Source organism: Paenibacillus sp. D51F (assembly GCF_053345695.1).
Genome location: NZ_JBKFAO010000003.1, coordinates 507090 through 524484, shown reverse-complemented (window position 1 = coordinate 524484; position 17395 = coordinate 507090). Strand labels below are relative to the sequence as shown.

Annotated in this window: 13 protein-coding genes; 6 read left to right on the top strand and 7 right to left on the bottom strand. The window is 57.1% G+C overall.

The window, feature by feature from the left end; genetic code table 11:
* Nucleotides 1-381 precede the first annotated feature (381 nt).
* The 5 genes from ACLBWT_RS08950 to ACLBWT_RS08930 all read left to right on the top strand — a co-directional run bounded on the left by ACLBWT_RS08950 (nt 382) and on the right by ACLBWT_RS08930 (nt 7795).
* A complete protein-coding gene (locus tag ACLBWT_RS08950) occupies nt 382-984 on the top strand; it encodes a phosphatase PAP2 family protein (RefSeq protein WP_447662705.1) in 603 nt (200 codons plus the stop codon).
* Nucleotides 985-1062: 78 nt separating this feature from the next.
* On the top strand, nt 1063-2265 hold the full coding sequence (locus ACLBWT_RS08945; RefSeq protein ID WP_447662704.1) for a MalY/PatB family protein: 1203 nt from the start codon (nt 1063-1065) through the stop codon (nt 2263-2265).
* A 496-nt stretch (nt 2266-2761) separates the two neighbouring features.
* A complete protein-coding gene (locus ACLBWT_RS08940; RefSeq protein ID WP_447662703.1) occupies nt 2762-4192 on the top strand; it encodes an FAD-dependent oxidoreductase in 1431 nt (476 codons plus the stop codon).
* Between the two features lie 174 nt (nt 4193-4366).
* The gene (locus ACLBWT_RS08935) at nt 4367-6142 is read left to right on the top strand and encodes an alpha-glycosidase (RefSeq protein ID WP_447662702.1); all 1776 of its coding nucleotides are present in this window, start codon (nt 4367-4369) and stop codon (nt 6140-6142) included.
* A gap of 561 nt (nt 6143-6703) precedes the next feature.
* Nucleotides 6704-7795 (top strand): amidase domain-containing protein, encoded by a 1092-nt coding sequence (locus ACLBWT_RS08930; RefSeq protein ID WP_447662701.1) that lies wholly within the window; start codon nt 6704-6706, stop codon nt 7793-7795.
* A 62-nt stretch (nt 7796-7857) separates the two neighbouring features.
* Here ACLBWT_RS08930 and ACLBWT_RS08925 read toward each other — a convergent pair whose 3' ends face one another.
* The 7 genes from ACLBWT_RS08925 to ACLBWT_RS08895 all read right to left on the bottom strand — a co-directional run bounded on the left by ACLBWT_RS08925 (nt 7858) and on the right by ACLBWT_RS08895 (nt 15820).
* Nucleotides 7858-8829, bottom strand: coding sequence for an S-layer homology domain-containing protein (locus ACLBWT_RS08925; RefSeq protein WP_447662700.1), 972 nt, complete (start codon nt 8827-8829; stop codon nt 7858-7860).
* Nucleotides 8830-8846: 17 nt separating this feature from the next.
* On the bottom strand, nt 8847-9536 hold the full coding sequence (locus tag ACLBWT_RS08920; RefSeq protein ID WP_447662699.1) for a winged helix-turn-helix domain-containing protein: 690 nt from the start codon (nt 9534-9536) through the stop codon (nt 8847-8849).
* A 343-nt stretch (nt 9537-9879) separates the two neighbouring features.
* Complete coding sequence (locus tag ACLBWT_RS08915; protein ID WP_447662698.1) at nt 9880-10293, bottom strand: SET domain-containing protein; 414 nt, start codon at nt 10291-10293, stop codon at nt 9880-9882.
* Between the two features lie 209 nt (nt 10294-10502).
* Nucleotides 10503-12179: an alpha-amylase family glycosyl hydrolase gene (locus ACLBWT_RS08910; RefSeq protein ID WP_447662697.1), complete on the bottom strand. Its 1677-nt coding sequence runs from the start codon at nt 12177-12179 to the stop codon at nt 10503-10505.
* Nucleotides 12176-13018 carry a sugar ABC transporter permease gene (locus ACLBWT_RS08905; RefSeq protein ID WP_447662696.1) on the bottom strand — a complete coding sequence of 281 codons (843 nt, stop codon included), beginning with the start codon at nt 13016-13018 and terminating at the stop codon, nt 12176-12178. The genes ACLBWT_RS08910 and ACLBWT_RS08905 overlap by 4 nt, the downstream gene beginning before the upstream one ends.
* A complete protein-coding gene (locus tag ACLBWT_RS08900) occupies nt 13015-14349 on the bottom strand; it encodes a carbohydrate ABC transporter permease (RefSeq protein ID WP_447662753.1) in 1335 nt (444 codons plus the stop codon). The genes ACLBWT_RS08905 and ACLBWT_RS08900 overlap by 4 nt, the downstream gene beginning before the upstream one ends.
* Nucleotides 14350-14485: 136 nt before the next feature.
* Nucleotides 14486-15820 carry a sugar ABC transporter substrate-binding protein gene (locus ACLBWT_RS08895; RefSeq protein ID WP_447662695.1) on the bottom strand — a complete coding sequence of 445 codons (1335 nt, stop codon included), beginning with the start codon at nt 15818-15820 and terminating at the stop codon, nt 14486-14488.
* 447 nt (nt 15821-16267) lie between these two features.
* Here ACLBWT_RS08895 and ACLBWT_RS08890 point away from each other — a divergent pair, with 447 nt between their 5' ends.
* Nucleotides 16268-17299 (top strand): LacI family DNA-binding transcriptional regulator, encoded by a 1032-nt coding sequence (locus ACLBWT_RS08890; protein WP_447662694.1) that lies wholly within the window; start codon nt 16268-16270, stop codon nt 17297-17299.
* The last annotated feature ends 96 nt before the right edge of the window (nt 17300-17395 follow it).

The window sequence follows — 17395 nt, the reverse complement described above, 5'->3', positions numbered from 1 at the left end:
GAGGCCGTAAGCGTTTCGGCGCCGGGAAGCGAAACATGGCAGGCCAAGTGGATCAGCCCTGATGACAGCCGTCAATTCCCTTCCGGAGGAAAGCCGGGACGACATCGGCTGCCGGCCCGCGCAAGCTGGCTTTTCTCCCAGAAGGAACAATTTGCTTATGAGGAACAACAGGTGACAACGCCGATCCCCAAGCCCGAATACCTCAACCGTTTCTTCCATCTGATCCCCGCCTTTCTCCTGCCCAGCATACGCTCCCGCTCTGAACATCCTGTGAAGCGTTTATTAAATCATTCTTAACTGTCCGTCTTCCCCCGCTTCATAAAATGTTCATAATCGCTTCGTATAGTGGAATCTAACCTCTAATGCGAAAGGTGATCATCCATGAATGAACGAATCTTCGAACTCATCAACGGTTGGGCCGGCCGATATGCCTGGCTGGACAGCCTTATGATCTTCTGTGCGGAATATCTCGTACTCGTGATGCTCGGCATCCTGGCTCTGCTGTGGCTGACCGGTCGCGAGCGCAATCAAAAAGCGGTATTTCAAGCTTGCTTGGCAGCCGCGCTCGCGCTGCTGGTCGGCATGTTCCTCATCTCTCCCGCCGTGAACCATCCGCGCCCTTTCGTCGCTTCCGAGCATGTGCATCAGCTGGTCGCGCACACTGCCGACGCTTCGTTTCCGAGCGACCACTCCACGCTCGCCTTCGCTCTGGCAGCCAGCGTCATGTTCGTCAAGCGGCGCACCGGCTTGCTGCTGCTCGCCATGGCGCTCTTGACCGGCCTCGGCCGCGTCTTCGTCGGCGTCCACTATCCCGCCGATATCGCCGGCGCTGCGCTTCTCTCGCTGCTCGCCGCGCTCGCCGTATACGTGCTGAGAAAACGCATCGATGCGTTTTCTGCTCCCTTCATCAGGCTGTATCGTCGGTTGATGCGGAACACGGCAACGCCTCGGACGGCCGAGGAGGCAAAGAAGCTTTCGTCCTGACGGAAGCCAAGACTTGATTCAAGCCGTATAATAGAGAGAACTGCCGTCAGCAAGCAAAGGAAAGGGGCTCTTCTCTTTATGACCATCCCATCTTCGCGTTTTGACCAGCTCCATGCGTTCGATTCCATCTCCTCCGAGAAATGGGGGCTCCATCCCGGCAAAGACATCCTGCCGCTGTGGGTGGCGGACATGGACTTCGCCGCGCCGCCCGCCGTCCTCGAGGCGCTCCAGCAGCGTCTGTCGCAAGGCGTGCTCGGGTATACGAACATTTCCTCAGCGTACAAAGACGCGGTTGCCGCATGGATGGGGCGCCGCCACGGCTGGGAAGTCGATCCGAGATGGATCCGCTTCTGTCCAGGAATCGTCACTTCCCTCGGCGTCATCATCCGCGCCTGCACGGCGCCGGGAGACCGGATCCTCATCCAGCCGCCCGTATATCCGCCGTTCCACAGCATTGTCTCGGACAACGGCCGCGAGCTTGCGCTCAACCCTCTGCTCGTCGATTCCGACGGCTCCTACCGGATCAACTTCGACGAGCTGGAGGAAATGACGGCCGACGGTTCCGTGAAAATGCTTATTCTATGCCATCCCCATAATCCTGTCGGCAGGGTCTGGTCCCGCGCCGAATTGGACAGGCTGTCGGAGCTGTGCCTGAGCCGGGGCATCCTGGTCGTGTCGGATGAAATCCACGGTGATCTCGTCCATGGAGAGCAAGCCTTCATTCCTTATGCCTCCTTGTCCCCGGCTGCCGCCTCATGCTCCGTCATCTGCACGGCGCCGAGCAAGAGCTTCAACATCGCCGGCTTGAACACCTCCAACATCATCGTTCCGGACGACGGACTCCGCAGCCTGATCACGGAGGAGCTGCGCCGCTGCTCGCTCGGCTCCATCTCCGTCTTCGGCTACGCGGCGACCAAAGCCGCCTACGGGGAAGGAGAGGAGTGGCTGGACGAGGCGCTGGCCTACATCCGGGGCAATCTGGCCTACGTCGCTTCTTTCATCGAAGAGCATATCCCCGAGATCTCCGTCAAGCTGCCTGACGGCACCTACCTGCTGTGGCTGGACTGTTCGGGGCTGGGGCTGGAGGATGCAGCCCTGCACCGGTTCTTCCTCGACGAGGCCCGGCTCCAGCTCAGCGCCGGCACGGCCTTCGGCAGCGGCGGCGCCGGCCATATGCGGCTGAACGCCGCTTGTCCGCGCTCCATCCTCGAGGAAGCGATGTCCCGTCTCGCCGATGCCGCGCAGCGGCTTCGGTCCGGCCAGCTGGCGAAGCCGGAATAACGAGCTCATCCCGTATCCATCCGGACTCAAGTTCCTACGCCCCTCGCGCGCCGCGCGAGGGGCGTTGCTGTCTGCCGCGCCTCTCTGCAGCTAGCCTTGACGCTATGATCATTCGAATTCTGCGGCAGCCCTGGCTTCCGTCCAAGCTCCCCGGCAGCTTCCATGCCATGCCTGATCGATATTCCCCATTCCTATCGGTTTCCACGGCGTTCGACAGCCGGCAGAACGGTACCGCATGTCACAAATTCGCAATATTCCCGAAGTCCGCGCCTATTGCATTCCCCTTCCGGCAGGTGTAAGATAAAGCCATGAAGAGATTGTGATTTATTTCACAACTTATTGCGGCGGTCTTGCCCATCCCAACCACGCTGGCCGAACTTATCCGGCCGAGGCCTCTCTCACACCGGCTCGTGGAAGCAAGGCCGCTGCTTTATCGGATAGTATGTGATTTATTTCACAATCGAATCCAATTTAAACCCTCCGGGAGGAATTCACGATGAAAATAGCCGTTATTGGATGTACGCATGCTGGCACCGCCGCAGTCAAGACGATCGCCGCCGAGCACCCTCAGGCCGACATCACCGTATACGAACGCAATGACAACATCTCGTTCTTGTCCTGCGGCATCGCCCTCCATGTGGGCGGCGTCGTGAAGGATCCCGACAGCTTGTTCTACAGCCGGCCGCAGCAGCTCGCGGAGCTCGGCGTCACGACCCGCATGCTGCATGAGGTCATGCAGGTAGACACGGAGGCCAAGACGCTCACCGTCCGCAGCCTCGAGACGGGAGAGGAGTTCCGCGACAGCTACGACAAGCTGGTCGTCACGACCGGCTCGTGGCCGGTCGTTCCCCGAATGGAAGGAATCGGCCTCGACAACATCCAGCTGTGCAAAAACTATTTCCACGCCAAGGAAATCATCTCGCGCTCGAAGGATGCGCGCCGGGTAGCCGTCATCGGAGCGGGCTACATCGGCATCGAGCTCGCCGAAGCGTTCCGGGAGCTCGGCAAGGAAGTCGTCCTGCTCGACAATATGGACCGCGTCATGGCCAAGTATCTGGATGCCGAGTTCACGACGCTGGCCGAGGAGGAGCTGGCGGGCCACGGCATCCGCACCGCCCTGGGCGAGATGGTGACGGGCTTCGAGGGAGAGGACGGCCGCGTGCAGCGGGTGATGACGGCCGGCGGCAGCTACGAGGCCGATCTCGTCGTGCTCTGCATCGGGTTCCGCCCAGGCACGGATCTGCTGAAGGGGCAGATCGACATGCTGGACAACGGCGCCATTCTCGTCGACGATTACATGCGCACGAGCAACCCTGACGTGCTGGCCGCAGGCGACAGCTGCGCCGTGCGCTACAATCCTACGGGCAAGCAGGCGTACATCCCGCTGGCTACCAACGCGGTGCGGATGGGAACGCTGGTCGGCAAAAACCTGCTGGAGCCGCTCGTCCGCTACCGGGGCACTCAGGGCACGTCGGGCATCAAGCTGTTCGATCTCAACATCGCCTCGACCGGCATGACCGAGGAAGCCGCCAAGGCTGCGGGAATCGTCGCGGCCGCCGTCACAGTCCGGGAAGCCAGCCGCCCCGAATTCATGCCCGATTATGAGGATGTCCTGCTCAAGCTTGTATATGAATCGGACTCGGGACGCATACTGGGGGCACAGGTCATGTCGAAGGCCGATCTTACCCAAGCCGCCAATACGTTGTCGGTATGCATCCAAAACCGGATGACGGCCGAGGATCTCGCGTATGCCGACTTCTTCTTCCAGCCGCATTACAACCATCCGTGGAACCTGCTCAACAAGGCGGGGCATGCAGCCGAGCGCCAGCGCGCCGAGTCTGCGCCGGAGACCGCTCCGGAGACCATTACGGAAACCGCTCCGGCAGAAGAAGCCCGAAATGACGGGCACAATCGAAAAACCGCCTAAGAAGCGGCATTCGTATTGTCAACAAAGCCGCTGATAAGGTATAATCGGTAAAAAGACAAAGGCAATGTTACCCGCTGAAAAAGTAAGGTACAACCTCGCGAGCAATCTTCGCGCCCGGTTGTGCCTTTTTTGCATGTGACTTGTTTTTGCCATCTCTAGGGAGGCTTGCGCCGCATGAATCTTGAGTCCATTCTCCACCGCCCGAAGGCCAACTGGGCTTATGGCTACGACACCCGCACGATCCATATCCGCCTGCGCACCAAGAAAGACGACATGGACGAGGTCATTCTCATCCATGGCGACAAATACGCCTGGGACCGCACCGTCTCCCGCCTCGTCATGAAAAAGCTTCCGAGCGACGACCGCTTCGATTACTGGCAGGGCGAGGTCCAGCCTTCCCTGCGCCGTCTACGCTACGCTTTCCTGCTTCGCTCTGCGAGCGAAGAACTGTACTTCGAAGAAAAGGGCTTCCGCGAGGATGAGCCGCTGGATCCGAACGGCATGTTCGACTTCCCTTATTTGAACGCTGTCGACGTCTACACGCCGCCTGCATGGGTGAAGGACGCCGTCTTCTACCAGATCTTCCCGGAGCGCTTCGCCAACGGCGACACCTCCAACGATCCGGAAGGCGTGCTGCCTTGGGGCGGCGTACCGAAGCCGGACAATTTCTTCGGCGGCGACCTGCAGGGCATCCTCGATCATCTCGACCATCTCCAGGAGCTCGGCATCACGGCCATTTACTTCAACCCGTTGTTCCAGGCGACGACGAACCATAAATACGATACTTCCGACTACATGAAGGTCGATTCCCACTTCGGCACGAACGAGCTGCTCAAGCAGCTGGTCGACGCCTGCCATGAGCGCGGCATCCGCGTCATGCTCGACGCCGTATTCAACCATAGCGGCAAGGAATTCCTGCCTTTCAAGGATGTGCAGAAGAACGGCGAAAAATCCAAGTACGCGGACTGGTTCCACGTCATGGAATGGCCGATCGCGGTCAAGGACGGACTGCCGACCTATGAGACGTTCGCCTTCGAGCCGCTCATGCCGAAGCTGAACACGGAGCATCCTGAAGTGAAGGAGTATCTGCTCGGCGCGGCCAAATACTGGATCGAGGAAATCGGCATCGACGGCTGGCGGCTGGACGTCGCCAACGAAGTCGACATGCACTTCTGGCGCGACTTCCGCAAGACGATCAAGGCCGTCAATCCGGATGCCTACATCCTCGGCGAGATTTTCCACGACTCCTTGCCTTGGCTGCAGGGCGACCAGTTCGACGCCGTCATGAACTACCCGCTCACCAAGCTCGTCGTGGACTACGCCGCCAAAGGCGAAATCGACGGGCAAGTATTCGCCCACAAGATCGGCGAGCTGTTCGCCAGCTATCCGGATCAGGCCAATGAAGCCGCATTCAACCTGCTCGACAGCCATGATACCGAGCGCCTGCTCACGCTATGCGGCGGCAGCAAGGAACGGATGAAGCTCGCCACCCTGCTCCAGTTCGTCTTCCCCGGCGCGCCTTGCATCTACTACGGCGACGAAGTCGGCCTGGACGGCGACGGCGACCCGGATTGCCGCAAATGCATGGAATGGGACGAGGACAAGCAGGACCGCGACCTGTTCCGCCACTTCCAGCAGCTGATCGCCATCCGCAAGGAGCATCGCGCGCTCCGCAGCGGCGGAACGCTCTGCTTCGTCCATGCGGCCGCAGGCGACGACCTGCTCGTCATCGAGCGCAAGGATGAGCATGACCACTTCCTGATCGCGGTCAACTCGGGCGATGAAGCCGCTTCTGTCCTGCTGCCTGTGCAGCAAGGCCAATGGTCCGAGCTTCTGGGAAGCACGGCCCTTGCCGCAGCAGCCGGCAAGCTGAAGATCGAGCTGCCTGCGCACGGCTTCGCGCTGCTGCGCTCGGCGCCGCATACGAACCCGGTCGTCATCGGCTTGTAGGCACTGCCAAGGACTTCCCCATCATACCGTGGGGAAGTCCTTTTTGTTTTGGCCATGTTTTAAGCCGATATTGCCCGCCCTGGAAGCAGAGCCGCTATACAATGAAGGTACTATATCCGGAGGTGTTCCTCATGCAAAAAGCCACATCTGTCCTCAGTTCTGTCCCCAGCGCGAAAACGATATCCAATCGCGGCATGAGGCGATAAAAGGCTGATCGCAGCTGCTCATGCCTGCACTTGCCTTGTATGCCCGCATCCGGCGAATCCCATAAGCTTTAGGCGTCCCGTTCCGTCATGATGACGAAAGCGGGACGCCTTTTAGCGCTCGGAAAGTTCCAAGAGAACCCGGGAACTCTATCATAAAAATGAAGCCAAAGCAGGAAGCGCATAGTGAAAACCTTTCCCGAAGGATGTCAGAGAAAGTCTTTTTACATCAGCCGGTGACGCTTTGTCCATGCTTGAGCCATACTCAGGGCATGGTTCGTCCTTAAACCCTATATACTTACATTTTATTCCTTATTATATAATTAAGTTGTAATTATTCTCCTAAGGAGGTTTTAGTTTGAAATTCTATCGGACAGGCATGCTCTCCCTTGTTGTCGGCCTTTTTGTCAGCTCCGTCCCTATGGCGATGGCTGCGCCGGACGCCAGCCCCGATACCGCTCTTCAGGCAGCGGCCGCCCAGACGGTGCAAGATTACGTGCAGAAAGCCTACGCCCCCTATTACACCATCGACGCCTACGATTCCAATGCCAAGTCGTTCAGCATCACGGATGGAATGCTCCGCGCCCAAATCGACATTCATCTGGTTAAAACGCTGAGATCAAAGTCTGTAGAGGAAATTCCCTACGTTCAGGGCCTCATGAAGGGAGCGGAAACGCTCAAGCTGTCCAAAGACCGGAAAGCCGCCCAAGCAGAGAGCTACGTGGAAAAGAGAAAAAAGGAATTTCAGGAATATATCGGCGCCAAGCAGGAGCAAAACGATTCCTTCCTGCTCACGGCTCAAGTAAAAGACGGGGCAATTGAAGCTTCCACGTTGAAGCTGGAATTCCAGAACGTGGAGGATTGGATTCCAGCGTCTGCATTCGTGCCGGCATCGCCATCCGCACTTGCGCTGAGCGGAGAACAGGATTTATCCGCAGCCGCCTCGGATTCCATCTCCGTCAAGCCCTCGGCAGCCGCAGCGGCCGTCACCTACGACCGTCTAGCCGCCCGGGATTACGCCAACAAATGGACATCCGAAAGATCGCCTGGAGATCCTGATCCGACTAAATACAATACCAAAGAGTACGGAACGTATTACGACAACGACTGCGCCAACTTCGTCTCGCAAGCGCTGAAAGCGGGCGGTATCCCGACCGATACGACTTGGAAGCCTTACACGATCGCGTGGATAAATACGGGTCAAAACAGAGATGACGGACTTATGGATTACATGGTCGGAACCAAGGGGTATTTCAAAAAAGCGACAAAAACGACCACTGCGGCTGGAGGGATCATCAATGATATTCAACAAGGCAACTCCCATGTCATGATGGTTGTCGCCAATGACGGGACAACCATGACTTACAGCGCCCACACGACGGATCGGTTAAAGCACTCTTTCGCCACTTTCTCAACTTCTGCATATGAATTCTACGTTTTCAATTCCTAAGCGAAAACGGACCAAGGGGGAGGCGAAAAGCCTCCCCCTTGGTCCGTACGCCCGCCTGCAGCCTATTTGATAAACTCAAATGTCGACCAGAAACGGAAAGCTTCCTTGGCCATTTTTTGATAGGCATCCGTTTCTGTCTTATCCTCTGGATCCCACTCCACATCCGTTGGAGGCGCAAAGACATATACCTTACCCTCCAGCTCGCCAAGAACATGGAGATTGGGATATTCGCCGACAACATTTTCTTTGTTGGCTTCCCAATCTTCTTTCGGCCTTGTGGAGATGGCGAAAACAATTCCTCCAAAACGGCTTTTAGGCACTCTAGTAAAGTATAAGATATCCTTTTCAGAATCCTTTTCGACCTCAAATGAATTTTTCCAGCTCAGCGGCATCGCCAGAGTGAACTTGTATTTCTCGTTTCGATAGACAAACACGTTTTCGCTGCGATCATAGCTTTGCTTGTCCTCCGGCGCCGCTTTCAGCTCCGGCAGCTTCTCCTTCAGTCGCTGGATGAACGTGACTGCCTCCGCCCGCGTCAAAGGCTTCTCTTTGCCGTAACCGGCTACCGTTTTCCGGGTCTGGCCGCTGGCCAGATCGGTGTCGAGCAGGTATTGCACGGAGTCGTCTTCGTTATAGTTCCTGCCGGACGCGTTGACCGCCAGGCTTGCTGCCTGCCCGCGGCTCAAGACGCCTCCTTTCGAGAGCAGCTTCCACCCCTTGCCTTTGGCATAGGCTGCATAAGCGGCATCCCACGGAGAGCCAGAGCCGGATGGATTGAAATCCTCCGGCTGATAAGCCCGCTCCAGCATAGCCAGCCACTCGCTCTGCGTGACGCTCTGGGCAGGGTGAAAGGAATGATCGGGATAACCGGTTACGATTCCATCTGCGACTGCTTTCTGAATGCTGTCATAAGCCCAAGAGCTTTTCTTCACATCCGTAAAACCGGCTTCAGCAGCCATTGTTTGACCCGCAATAGAGGCGCACACACTAAAAGCTGCCAGCATCGCTGCCAAACGTTTCTTTTTCGAATTCATCCTTAACCCTCCATGGCTTAAAGTTGGGCAATGCCTCCTGGATCGGATGGTTCCCTGGTGTACAAACAACCTCCCGCTCTGCGTGATGAGATCGTGACGCTTGCCGGACCGAGCTTGATTTTCAAACGCTTGATGAGCTTCAAGACCCCGCTCGGCTGAATAAATCCGCCCCACAGCTCGGCGGCAAGAGCATGCTTGGTAATAAGCTTTCCTTCATGCCGAATGAAGTACGCAAGCAGGCAGGCTTCCTTCTCGGAGAGCTCCACCCGGGTTTCCTTTCCATCGCCTACCCAGCACTGTTCGGGATGAAAAATCATTCCGCAGCCTACATCCATGACACCGCCGGCAAACGAAGCCGAGGACTCGCCCGCCCATTCAAATGCAGAGCGATCCTCCTCTGGCAACGGCGGATAGTCGGGGGGCGGCTGATGAAGAATTTGTCTGACTCCCGCAACATGGGCCATGGCGGCTACTTCGTCGGACAGCGGCTCAGGAACCATCAGGTAGGTTTCGATGCCAAGCTCCAGCAAACTCTTGAGATGACTCCATTCCTCCTCTCCCATACGGTCTACGACGAAAATGACAAGGGTGTACTCTCCTTCCTCCAGCAGCTTGCTGGCCGAATAAAGCATGCAGACGGCTTCGCGAAACAATCGGCACAAAAACTGTCCCTTCTCGAATCGGTCTGTGACCACGGCGATGGGCATCTTTCGACTCCCTTCTTCGGCTCGCCGGCTTAGTCCGTTCTCTTTGACGCCGCAGCGGCCTTCTATGTTCCTCTCTCAACATAAATTTTTTTACTAATAATGTTAATAGGACCAAAAAATCAATTTCAATGAAATCAAGTTCTAAAGTAGTAGATGCGTAAATAGAAACATATTGTTAAATAATGGATTAGAAATTCCGAAGATCGACCTCGTTCTCTGCCGGTGACCAAAACGCAAGCCGAAAAGGCGCAAAGCGGCGATGTTACGCCTGCCGTGCACCATTTCCAGGGATACGATAAGTCTTTCCTAAACCGTTATTTCGAGCGGAGGGTTCTTCACGGCATTATTTCGCTTCTTTGTCGTCCTCTTCGCCTTCCTCATCCTCTTCCATGAACCAGAGCGGGTCCATGTTGTCCTCTTCGCCATTGTAGTTGATGAATACTTCCTCGCCGGCCTTGATGTCCGTATAGGCGAAGAAATCGAAGCTGTGGGTGTCGAAGTTGATATCATACGTGGCGTTGGGCGTATACGAGTGATTGAACAGGCTGCCGTATCCGAGCAGAATCGCCGTATGGTTGGCGCCGTAGTTATAGACATAATCATCGAGGATCGTTTTTTCGATATGCTCGTGATCTTCATTGGGATAGGGAATGACGGGCGCGACATGGATCAGCTCGCCCTTCTTGATATCCTGCGTGGCGAATACGCCCCGCCGGAATTCTCCCCCGCTGATCGGCGAGGTTTTAACTTCGAGCATGCCTGTCACCTGAGCCTTCCAAAATGGATTGATGCCGGACGCCAACCGCGCGATGAGGCTGCGATTGGGCGATGAAAGGACCGGCCTGAATGCCTAATTGTACCTTATTGTCCCATGATCGGCAAATACGGGCAGGACCGCGGGCGCCAAGCGCCTGCGGTCCTGTCTGTGCCTATGCTGGCATGATCATTGATATAAAGCGAATTTATTCATTTCAGCACGACGGTGCTGTAAGGCGCCAACTCAAGCGAACCTCCGGACAGCTTGCTCTCCGGCGAGGTCGCGTGAGCGACGGCGGCAAAGGCCGCTGCCGTCGCCTCGTCCAGCTGCACCTTCCGGGCGGTGCCCTTCAGGTTGTGGACGACGAGCACGCGATCCTTGGCGGTCAGACGCTCGTAGGCTTCGATGCCGTCACCCTTTACGGTCGAAGGAGCAATGCCGCCATCCCGCAGAGCGGGCTCGGCGACACGCCACTCGATCAGCGTCTTGTACAGGCTCAGCAGCGAGGAAGGATCGTTCTCCTGCTCCTCGACCGTGACGCCCGAGGAGGCAGGGTTAGCCAGATCCTTCTGCCAGGCCGTCTGGCCCTTGCCGCTGCCGGCCGAATGCCAGCGCATCGGGAGCCGCTTGAATTCATCCCGCCCGGCGCCTTTCATGCCGAGCTCGTCGCCGTAGTAGACGAACGGGCTGCCCGGCAGCGTCAGCTCGATCTGCGCAGCCAAGCGTGCATGCTCCGGACTGCCGGCCACGCTAGCCAGCCGGTCGAAGTCGTGGTTGCCGATGAACAGGCCGTCCACGAAGGAGCCGCCCGAGCTTTTTCCGTACGCCTTGTAGACACGCTCCAGGCTGCCGGCGATGTCCGGCGCGCGCTCGGCGGCGACCGCGCTGCGGATGGAGTCGTTCAAGTTGAAGTTGAAGGACGAATCGAAGGCATGATCGAGATAAGGGGCGATCGTCCCCGGACCGTCCCACACCTCGCTGATGAGATAGGCGTCCGGGTGCTTCTCCATGATGCCCGTCCGGAATTCCTGCCACCACTTCTTGTTCTTCGCCTCTGTCTGCGGATCGGACTTGGAGGTGTTGAAGTCATCGTAGATATGCTTGGCCGCGTCGATGCGGAAGCCGTCCACGCCTGCGCTGAGCCAGAAGTCGGCGATCGAGATCATCTCGGCGCGCACATCGGGATTGTCGTAGTTCAGGTCAGGCATGCCTTCCCAGAATACGCCCAGATAATGGCTGCCGTTCTTCTCGTGCCAGGCTTGGCCGTTGGTCGCGCTCACCGCTGCCGGATTCTCGATGCCTTTGTCCTCGGCCCATGTATACCAGTCCCGGTACTTGCTGGACTTTCCTTTGGCGGAGTCGATGAACCACGGATTCTCGATGCTGCTGTGGTTCGCGACGAGATCCATGATGACCTTGATGCCGCGCTTGTGGGCCTCGTCCAGCAGGCGCTTCATATCGTCCATCGAGCCGTAATCCTTGTTGACGGCACGATAGTCAGTCACATCGTAGCCGTGGTAGCTCGGAGACGGATTGATCGGCATGAGCCAGATGCCCTCCGCTCCAAGCTCCTTCACATAGTCCAGCTTCTCGGTGACGCCGTTCAGATCGCCGATGCCGTCTCCGTCGCTGTCATAGAACGAGCGGACGAAGATTTCGTACCATACCGTGGAGGGCTGCTCGTCTACGGCAGCTGCAGCCGGGGAGGCAGCGGGAGAGGGAGCCGGAGACTTGCTCGGAGCAACTGCGGCTCCGCCCGCATTTTCCTGCGTATTTCCCTTGCCCCCCGGCTCGGCTCCGGAATTCGTGCCGGATCCGGATTCGCAGCCGGACAGCACGGATGCTGCCAGGATGCTTGCCGCAAGCCACTTCGGCCAGCTCCTCATCCTTTGCTTGCTCCTGCGGTAAGGCCGTCGACGAAGAAGCGCTGCATGAACATGAACAGGATGGCGATCGGAGCCGCGATCAGCACGGAAGCAGCCGCGAACAGCGTGAAGTTGCTGTTCTGCATGGAAGAGATCTGCTCGTACAAGCCGACCGCCACCGTGAAGTTTTCCCGGGAGCGGAGAACCATTTTCGCGAAGATGAAGTCTACCCAAGGACCGACGAACTGCGTCAGCGCCAGGTAGGCCAGCATCGGCTTCGAGAGCGGCAGCATGATCCGGAAGAAGATGGTGATATTGTTCGCTCCGTCAATCCGTGCGGCCTCGTCGAGCGACCTTGGGATCGTATCGAAAAATCCTTTGGCCAGGAAGGCGCCCATGATAGGGGCTCCCATGGAATAGACGAGCACGAGCGCGAAATGCGTATCCATCAGGTTCATCGACTTGAGCAGGATGTACAGGGCGATCAGGCTCATGAAGCCCGGGAACATGCCCAGCACGAGGACGACCGAAAGCACGTTCTGGCGCCCCTTGAAACGGAACCGCGAGACGGCATAGCCGGTAAGCAGCACGAGCAGAGTGCCGAGCACCATCGTCATCAGCGCGATCTTGAGCGTGTTCATGTACCAGTCCGCGAACAGGAAGCTCTTGGAGGTGAACAGCTCCCGGTAGTGGTCCAGGGTGAATCTTTCCGGAATCAGCGTTTTGCTGTACAGGGATTTGCCCGGCCGGAAGGAAGCGAGAACGACCCAGACGGTCGGGTAAAGCACGCATATGCAGGAAATGACGAGAAACAGGTAGCTGAAGGAAAGCCGGAAGATTTTGCTTGTTTTACGGTTCATTGGATCATGTCCTCCTCCCGGAACGAACGGGTTCTGCGGTAATTATAGATGGAGATCGACGCGACCAGGATGAAGATGATGATGCCGATAGCCGAAGCGAAGGCGTATTGGTTCTGATTGAGAGTCAGCTTGTAGAGCCAGGTGACGAGCAGGTCGGTCGCGCCTGCATACTGATAGTCGCCTTTGACCGGATTGCCGTCGGTAAGCAGGAAGATCGCGTTGAAGTTGTTGATGTTGCCCGCGAACTGGGTGATCAGGATCGGCCCTGTCGAGAAGAGCACCATCGGCAGCGTGACGATGCGGAACTTCTGCCACATGCTCGCTCCGTCGACCTCGGCGGCCTCGTACATATCCTTCGGAATGGTCGTCAGGATGCCCATGATCAGCAGCATGGAGACCGGGATTCCGACCCACATGTTGACGATGATGACGGTCGCCTTGGCCCACATCGGATCGGTCAGCCACGGCACCCTGCCAAGTCCGAAGTAGCCGAGATATTGGTTGATCGGGCCGAACTGCCCATTGAAGAGGTTGCGCATGACGAGCAGGGAGATCATCTGCGGGATGGCGTACGGGAGAATCAGGATCGTGCGCCACAGTCCCTTGAGCTTGATATCGGATTGCTGGATGATCAGCGCGACGAGGAAGCCGCCGAAGTAGGTCGTGACCGTCGAAAGCACGGCCCAGATGATCGTCCAGATGAAGACGCCGTAGAACGTATGGCTCCATGTCTTCAGCGTGACGAGCTTCTTGAACGTGTCGAAGCCCACCCAGTCGACCAGGCTCGCCGGCGGAAGGTGGTTGGGCGCGGAGAAGTTCGTGAAGGCGAGCATGATCATGAAGATGATCGGCATGACGGTGAGGAACAGGACGCCGATGCCGGGAATGACCAGGAACGCTTCGGCGAACTTGTTGTCTCGGATATAGGCAAGGGATTGGATGAAGCTGTTCGGCTTGCGCCCGGCTTCGATCTGGGAACCCACTTTGTAGGCGTCTTTGATATTGAGAACGTAGATGAGCACGAACAGTGCAAACAGCAAGAGGACAATCAAGCCATCGATCAGCAGGATGGTCGAGTTGTCTCCCATGATTTTCTTGCCGATGTTGCGTTTGGTTTCGCCCAGCGTCCAGATTCCCCAGACAGCATGGCCGAGCTTGCTCGTAAAGAACGGTACAGCTGCCGCTTCGACGGCGAGCAGAATGAGTCCCTTGATCCATTGCCGGTTATAGAGCTGGCCGAGGCCCGCGCACAGCAGAGACAGCAGGGCTGCCATTCTTCCGCGCGTAGACGCCTGCGGCTTCTCTGTTTGTACAGCCGGTTGATAAGACATCATGCTTCTCTCCTTCTCCTAAAATGAAGGTTCACGCCTTCCGCGCGCACGGATGCGCGCGGGCGGCGTGAACCTTTCTTTTGTGTATTTCTATATCTGTCTGTCTGCTTAGCCTCGGCCGTGACCGAGGAGAGCTTTAGCCGTTGCTTGCGATGAGCTCTTCGATTTGCTTTTTCGCGTTGTCGAGAGCAGCCTTAGGATCCTTGTTGTCGTTCCATACGGTCGTGAACGCAGCTTCCATCGGAGACCACACGTTGTTCATTTCCGGAATGTTAGGCATCGGCTGGGAGTTCTTGAACTGCTCCATGAAGCCGCTCACGTACTCGTCGCCCGTAATTTGCGGATCGGCTTGAGCTTCCTTGTTCGTCGGAATGGAACCGACCTTGGAGTTCAGCAGCAGCTGGGCTTTCTTGTCGGAAGCGAACTCGGCGAACAGCTTGGCAGCGTTCGGGTATTGGCTGTAGGAGCTGACGTACCAGGCTTTGATGCCGGAGAAGGATACGGCCGGCTTGCCTGCGATCATCGGGATCGGAGCTACGCCGAGCTTGTCGCCGAGCGCTTCTTTGTATGTGCTCAGTTCCCAAGGACCGTTGATGTCCATTGCCACGTCGCCGCCGGTGAACAGGCCGCGCTTGATGTCAGGGTTCACGTCGCCGGTTTTGATCGGCAGGATCGCCTTCAGGCTTTGGTAGACTTTCATGCCTTCCAGGGCGCCTTCGTTGTTCATGCCGAGATCCGCCTTGTCGGTGCCGTTGCTGCCGAACAGGTAGCCGCCGGCGGATGCGATGAACGGATAGTTGAAGTAAGTATTGCCTGCTTCCCACATGAGGGCGTATTTGTTTTTAGCCGGATCGTTCAGCTTGGAAGCCAGGGCGATGACGTCGTCGAAGCTCTTTGGAGCTTCTGGAACGAGCGATTTATTGTAGTACAGGGCATACGTTTCCGCAGCGCGCGGGTAGCCGTACAGAACGCCGTCGTAGCTTACGCCTTGAATGGAGTTTTCCGTGTTGTTCGCGGTCGTTTCCGCACCGAACTCTTCGTTCGGCAGGATCATTTGTCCCGTCACCGCGCGGCCGAGGTGGTCATGCGGGAATACGATGACATCGGCGCCGACGCCGGTAGGACCGTCCGTCTGGAGGCGGGTTACCTGATCCGTCGTAGCGACTTCGTCGATCTTGACCGGAATGTTGTATTTCGCGGTGAATTCCTTGGCGATCTCGTCGGTGAAGGGTCTCTCTTCTTTACTTTCCCATACGAGAAGGCTCGCTCCCTCTTCAGGCTGGATGGCCGGAGCATCGGCCGTGTCTCCGCCTGTGTTTCCTGCAGCGTTGGCTGCCGGTTCGTTGACGGCTCCCGTATTGGTTTCCGTGCCTGCATTGCTGCTGCTATCGTTGCCGTTGCCGCATGCGGCCAGTGATACGGACAAGGTGCATACCGTCGCGAAGGCGGCGAGTTTTTGCCATCTGTTCATTTTTTACTGATCCCCTTCCAGCTGGTTCGTTGATATTCCGATTGCGTCCTCCTGCACTCCACAAAAAAAGGCGTTCATACGTTGGCATTTCCCTACAAAAGCGCAAACGTTTGTACGGAAGAAGAGTCTTCTTACCTTTAAAATGCCGATTTCCGAACGATTGCCTGTTTGAAAGCGCTTCAAGTCAATCGGATTGATTCCATCATACCTGCCGCCTCATTCTCTTGTAAAAACGTTTGCACTCTTGTTTTCGGGCAATTTCGTTGGGAAACCTTTGGGAAACCGGTTTTTCTCTCCCTTATTCTTAGGTTTCCTTCTATTTCCTTCAAATTGCTGTAGCAGGATAACAATCCACCAATAACAGGAAGAACCTAGCTTGCATTTTTTTTGCTTCACGCTTACAATTTGCTTGATCCTCACACAAACGTTTGCGCAGGTGACAAGATAATGAACATAACGATCATTGATGTGGCCAAAGCAGCCGGAGTGTCGCCTTCGACCGTATCGAGGGTCATATCCGGCAGCACGAGAATAAGCGCAGCGACATCGAAAAAGGTCAAGGAAATCATGGAGGAGCTGGGCTATCACCCGAACGCCATGGCCAAGAACCTCGTCTCCCGGACGACCATGACGATCGGATTGCTGCTTCCCCGCAATGCCGACGAGGCCTTCCTCGACATTTTCTTCCCGGAGGTTACGCGCGGAATTCTCAGCCAGGCGAACCGCTCCGGCTATGATCTGCTGCTCAAGACCGGCATGACGGAATGCGAGGAAGTCGAAGCCGTGACCAAGCTGGTCAAGGGCAGGCGGGTCGACGGCATCATCCTGCTGCAATCGCGCAGCAAGGACGCGGTCGTCCGCTTCCTTCACGAAGAGAAATTCCCGTTCGTCCTGATCGGGCGGACGCCCGAATTCCCCGATATCATGACCGTGGACAACGAAAACCGGCAAGCCGCCTATGACGTCACCAGGCATCTGCTGCAGCAAGGCCATACGCGGATCGGCTTCGTCGGGGGCCCGCTGGAGATGGTCGTCTCATCCGACCGGTTCGAAGGCTACCGCTCCGCCATGCAAGAAGCCGGAATCGAGCCCCGTCCCGACTGGTATCATATCGAAGCCTCCAAGCTCAAGGATGACGGCTACCGCGTCATGTCCATGCTCATGGGCACTCCGGAGCGGCCGACCGCGCTCGTCGTCATGGACGATCTCGTCGCGTTCGGCATCCTGAGCTCGCTCAGCGAGCTCGGCTACAACGTGCCCCAGGATATGGCTATTTTCGGCTTCAACAACAACCCGATGTCGCCGGTATCCTCGCCGCCGGTCAGCTCCGTCGATATCGGCGTCTACCAGCTTGGCTTCACGGCCGCGCAGGCGCTGGTCGGCGCGCTCAAAGGGCAGCCGCAGGAGCGCAGAACCATCGTCCCGCATCGCCTCATCGCCCGGGAATCTTCCATGCACTGGATCAGCCCCAAATCCTGATTAATGTGGTACAATACGAAGACCTGCCTTTTCATGGCAGGTCTATTTTTATGAGCAGACACTTTTTCACCAGGCTGTTAAGTTGGCATCGGCAAC